Source organism: Oleiphilus sp. HI0132, from assembly GCF_001635845.1.
Map to the genome: position 1 here is coordinate 1 of NZ_LWGJ01001260.1, position 5,188 is coordinate 5,188.

Annotated in this window: 6 protein-coding genes; 4 read left to right on the forward strand and 2 right to left on the reverse strand. The window is 43.4% G+C overall.

What is annotated here, in order from left to right; all coding sequences use genetic code 11:
• Nucleotides 1–314 (reverse strand): helix-turn-helix domain-containing protein (locus tag A3766_RS18955; RefSeq protein WP_156508981.1); only part of this gene is annotated, 314 nt, incomplete at its 3' end.
• Between the two features lie 293 nt (nucleotides 315–607).
• Nucleotides 608–1,018 carry a hypothetical protein gene (locus A3766_RS18960; protein WP_068508864.1) on the reverse strand — a complete coding sequence of 137 codons (411 nt, stop codon included), beginning with the start codon at nucleotides 1,016–1,018 and terminating at the stop codon, nucleotides 608–610.
• A gap of 429 nt (nucleotides 1,019–1,447) precedes the next feature.
• Here A3766_RS18960 and A3766_RS18965 point away from each other — a divergent pair, with 429 nt between their 5' ends.
• From A3766_RS18965 to A3766_RS18980, 4 genes are all read left to right on the forward strand, one after another.
• Nucleotides 1,448–2,185: a spondin domain-containing protein gene (locus A3766_RS18965; RefSeq protein WP_068511296.1), complete on the forward strand. Its 738-nt coding sequence runs from the start codon at nucleotides 1,448–1,450 to the stop codon at nucleotides 2,183–2,185.
• Nucleotides 2,182–2,913 carry a spondin domain-containing protein gene (locus A3766_RS18970; protein ID WP_197469834.1) on the forward strand — a complete coding sequence of 244 codons (732 nt, stop codon included), beginning with the start codon at nucleotides 2,182–2,184 and terminating at the stop codon, nucleotides 2,911–2,913. The genes A3766_RS18965 and A3766_RS18970 overlap by 4 nt, the downstream gene beginning before the upstream one ends.
• Before the next feature lie 114 nt (nucleotides 2,914–3,027).
• Complete coding sequence (locus A3766_RS18975; protein ID WP_231872177.1) at nucleotides 3,028–3,777, forward strand: response regulator transcription factor; 750 nt, start codon at nucleotides 3,028–3,030, stop codon at nucleotides 3,775–3,777.
• The coding region (locus A3766_RS18980; RefSeq protein WP_068642783.1) for a cell wall metabolism sensor histidine kinase WalK at nucleotides 3,767–5,188 on the forward strand (1,422 nt) is incomplete at its 3' end. The genes A3766_RS18975 and A3766_RS18980, both read left to right, overlap by 11 nt.

Here is a 5,188-nt window from a genome sequence, read left to right on the forward strand (position 1 = left end):
CTAGAGTAAACGTTTACGTAATTATCTTGATGCTTACGCTCTTTTTGGCCATCAAAAAGCCCCGTGCATAGGTATATCAGGTCGGTATCTAGAATTTCACACAGAGCAATCAGCTTATTAATGTCTGTTGGAACAGAATTTGTTTTAGTCGGGTTCTCCCAATCGATATAGACCCGTCGTGAAACGCCAATCGCCTCAGCAAGTTCTTGCTGCTTTAATGGTGTGCCTCTTTTTAGACCGTAGGCATTCCTTAGTTCTTTTAATCTTCGGGCAAAATGAGCTTTTATGAGTGGGAATTTAGTTTCGTGAAGCATTTTAGGGTACCGAGATTAACAATTCGTAACATTTTTGTTTACAGTGTAATGTGAGCTCTGGTTCACTTTTGTTGACTGATGAAAAAATTAAAGTGCTATATATTGCACAATGATCTAATTTTGTTTTTGACGCAAGCTTTGTTTTGAGGCGCGATAAATTTGGTGGAAGAGGCTTGAACTAATGTGGGGCAGTTCTTCGGAAAGCAGGGTGCTGTATAGGCGTATATGCTGATTGATATATAAGCCCAATTAAGTTCAGTGGGCTTATATATCAATTTAGGAGTCAGCTTGATTTAACGTTTTTTAAGGCGTGATAGAAGGCGGCGAGAATTTCTTTTGTTCGGTGTATTGTTTGAATCAAGGCCTGCTTGGTTTTTACTTATGTGTGCTTTTTTTTGCTTTTCGATAGCGCTCATGGACTCAGGTTCATTTGTTTTTTGAGGAGGTTTGGAAACCGGCTTCCTTGCTTTTACTGCTTTGCTTGAATTAGCTTTTCTGATTATCTTTTGTTTTCTTATCTCGGCTTCGATCAGTGCGATATCTTTTAGAAGAGCTTTTTCATGATCAGGTGTCTTTCGTTTAGTGACTCTTTTTTTTACTTTGGGTTCTTTATCGGTTAGTAATTTACTTACCCACTTCTCATCAAACTCAGGGGGAAATTGCTCCTCAAGATGGGCTGCAATCTTTTTGTTGAGTGTTGACATATCCGTTCTCCTGTCATTGTTCAGCCTCGACTCGCTCGTAAGGTACCGGAAATGTATATGGCGTCCTATAGGCGAGCGAATGCAGTGGGAGGCTGATAGTCCCTAGAAAATTACGTATGATGCTGAAGGATTGTATCGCGGAGTATATGGTGGCCAAGGTTTCTAGCAAGGTCGCATAGAGGGTTGGCTTTCACGTCCGTGTTGTAGTTTTAGTAGTATCGATGGCTTCCAAGCGCGAGGGATAATAGGCGCATCTTAACAGGGGGTCAATAGTGCAATCGTGATTCTTTCATAGTGTTAAGTTTATAGAAAAAAGCTGAGCGATAAATTAATTACTCTTTCGTGATACTTTCGTGAGGAATGTAGCTGAGCCTATGCGTAACAATGTTTCCACCAAAACAACATAAATGTTTTCCGGAGGAAACTGACATGAAAAAAACTCACTCAAGTATCAAAAAAATTGCGCTGGGGCTTTTACTTCCAGCTTTTAGTGCTCCTTTTGTGCAAGCCGCAGAAGTGGATGTCACTATCGAAAACCTGACCAGAGGAATATTCTTTACGCCCTTGGCTGTTACAGCTCACCCTGAAGGTTCGTCGTTATTTGAACTTGGAAGCGTGGCATCAGATGATTTGCAGGCAATGGCAGAAGGTGGTGATTTAAGCGGAATTGAAGCCAGTTTAGATGCGCTAGGCGCTGTGCAATCCAATAACCCTGCCTCGGGACTTCTTGAACCCGGATCAATGACTTCTACAAGCTTGAATACCGATGGCACAAGCAATGTTCTGCTTAGTGTTGTAGGTATGATCTTGCCTAGTAATGATGGCTTTATTGCTCTGAATGGAATCGAGATACCCAGTGAATCCGGAACCTATACATACTATGCCAAAGCCTATGATGCAGGTACAGAAGCCAATGACGAAGTGGTGGGTAGTGGTGCGGTAGGCGAGGCCGGTTTTCCTGCTCCTGGGCTGGTTGCAGCGACCCTAGGTGAAAATGGTACTGGTATTGTTGCCACTGCTGAAGGTTATGTTCATATCCATCGTGGTGCTTTGGGGGATCTGGATGCTGATGGAGGTGTTTCAGATTTAGATAGTACTACTCACAGATGGTTGAACCCAATTGCCAAGATTACTGTAACGGTAAGCGAATACAGGGCAGAGCTATGAACGGTTATTTTTCTATCAATAAGAAGTTGATGAGTGGAGCCCTGCTGGCCTCATCGCTAATTCTATCCGCGTGTTCTGATAACGACTCTAAGCAGGATGACATGCTTGAGTTTGAAGTTACAGTGAGCAACTTGACGGCTGGTCAGCCTTTATCGCCTGCTGCAGTTTTATTGCACGATTCCCAATGGAAGAGTTTTCAGACGGGTCATAGGGCGAGTGATGAACTCGAGTTACTAGCTGAAGGGGGAGACAACAGCCTGTTCTTATCCTCATCGCTTGACGATTCTTACGTTTATCTTGCTGAGTCTGGTGCTGGAATTATAGCGCCAGGAGAGTATGAGTCGTTTCAGGTTCAAACTTCTGAAAAATACTTGGGAACTTTATCACTGAGTGTTGTGTCTATGTTGGTTAACTCGAATGATGCTATTGCAGCTTTAAACGGTAAAGCAATTAGCGCACTAGAGATTGACGAGAGTATGAGTTTTGAATTGCTGACCTATGATACGGGCACTGAAGCGAACACCGAGACAGCAGACACAATTCCCGGGCCTGCAGCACAAGGTGGCGATCGTGAAGGGTTCAATGTTGCTCGTGATGATGTTCGGGACGCAGTATATCTGCACCCAGGTGTTGTGACTCAGGACGACGGTTTATCAAGCTCAACCTTAGGTGAGGTTCACCGTTGGGATAACCCGGCTGTGGGTGTTCGCGTGGAACGTATTCGTTAGCGCACGTTGTTTGAGGGCTTTTGAATGTTGTTATTCTTAAGCTTAGTAGCCTCAGCTCTGCTCCTCGTTTTTATGGTCTCAAACAGGCTTATGATGAATGCTAGGGAGCAGAGTATGAACCTTCATATGGAGAGTAAAAGTTTACAAGCGGTTGATGTTCTTTCTGACCTTGATAGAAAGCGTTTTCTGATTGTGGAAGATGACCCCGATATCGCAGACCTTATGTCGCTTCACCTTCGAGACTTAAACGCCGATATTTTAGTTGTTAGTGATGGCGTTGAGGGTTTTCAGCGAGCGAGATCAGAGCAGTGGAACGCCATTATTTTAGACTTACAACTGCCAGGCATAGACGGTTTGGAGCTATGTAGAATGCTTCGAGTCTCACAAATTTATGTGCCGCTGATGATGGTGACTTCCCGTTCAACTGAGTTGGATAGAGTCTTAGGTCTAGAGATTGGTGCTGATGATTACTTAGTTAAGCCTTTTAGTGTGGCCGAACTAAAGGCAAGAGTAAAAGCATTGCTTAGACGGTCTGCCCAGAGTGAGAAACCAAGACCTGAAGCGAGTGTATTGAGCTATCTTAGCCTTTCTTTAGATTCCTCTTCTAGAAAAGCAAAATTAGCTGAAAAGACGCTAGATCTAACAGCGAAAGAATTCGATTTACTTTGGTTCTTTGCATCTCATGTGGGAAAGGTCTTTAAACGTAGTGAGCTTCTTGACAAGGTTTGGGGTTATGGTCACGAAGGTTATGAGCATACCGTTAACTCTCATATAAATCGCTTGCGATCAAAACTGGAATCGGATTCTTCAAACCCTGTATATATTAATACAATTTGGGGGGTGGGTTATCGTTTTGGAGAGTAAGAACATTGAAAAGGGTGCGATGAGACGAAAGCTGCCGTTTTATACAAAGCTGGCTGTCACCATATCTATCATCGGTATTTTTGTGACAGGGATGTTCTTTGTCTTAGCGCTATGGAGCAGTGATAAATATCATCAAGAAGTTACCCAGCGGCTCCATCGTGACTTGGCACCGTACATACTGGATCATTTATCTGAGCCTTTGTTTTTAGACAAAGCAGAGCGAGAAAATGGCAGCCTTAATATCAATAAAAAGGCACTTAAGGGGATCGCAATCAATACCATGATGATCAATCCAAGTGTTGAAGTTTATTTGTTGGATAATAATGGTCAAGTATTAGGGCATGCGCTACCCGACGCCTCAATCGATAAAGGTCAGGTCAATGTACGGGCAATAGACTCATGGCTAAAGGGTGAGGGGAATGAGGCAGTCTTGGGGAGTAATCCAAGAGAGCCTGATAAACTCAATATATTCTCTGCCGCGCCTGTCTTCTTTCAGGGTAAGCAGAAAGGCTTTCTGTATATCGTGCTCGCTAGTCATGAGTCTGCCTCGATAGCCGAATCACTGCAAAGCAGCCATATCATTCGCATTGTCTTAGGAGCGATGTGCGCAATATCGCTATTCTTCGTTTTCTCAGCTTTGTTATCTTTCAAGCGAATTACTAGCCCACTGAGGAAGCTGGCTCAGGAAATTCGAACTTATCGTGAGGCTGAGCTAGGCACAAGTGATGCTTGGGAATTAAGGAGTAACAGTGATGAAATTGAAGTTTTATCGAGTTCCTTTTCGCTTATGCGCCAACGAATACAAAGCCAGTTTGATCAACTCGCTGAAAGTGATCGCTTAAGAAGGGAGTTAATATCTAATGTCTCTCACGACTTAAGAACGCCATTGGCAGCCATGCAGGGCTATTTGGAAACACTCATTATCAAGTCCGAGACGCTAGACTCTGCTAAGCAGAGAAAATATTTGGAAGTGGCGCATCGTCATAGCAAGCGTTTAAGGGATTTAGTTAGTCAATTATTTGAATTATCTAAACTAGAAGCGGGGAGGGTTCAGCCACAATACGAGATATTCTCCTTGACTGAGCTTGTTTACGATGTGCGACAAGACTATGAATTACGAGCGCAAGAAAAGGGGCTTGAATTGATCGCAAAAGTGCCTGATGAGAATGTTTTGGTGAATGCCGATATTTCTCTTATGCAGAGGGTGCTCCAGAACCTGATTGATAATGCTATCTCTCACAGTAAAGAAAGTGGTGAAGTTACCTTGTCACTGAAGTTAGAAGGACGCGGCGTTCAAGTCGGTGTTTTTGATACTGGCCGTGGCATCGCTGCCGAAGATATCCCTTATGTTTTTGAGCGTTTCTACCAGTCTACGTCAGAAGTAAATCCTGAGCTTAGGAAAGACGGCGCT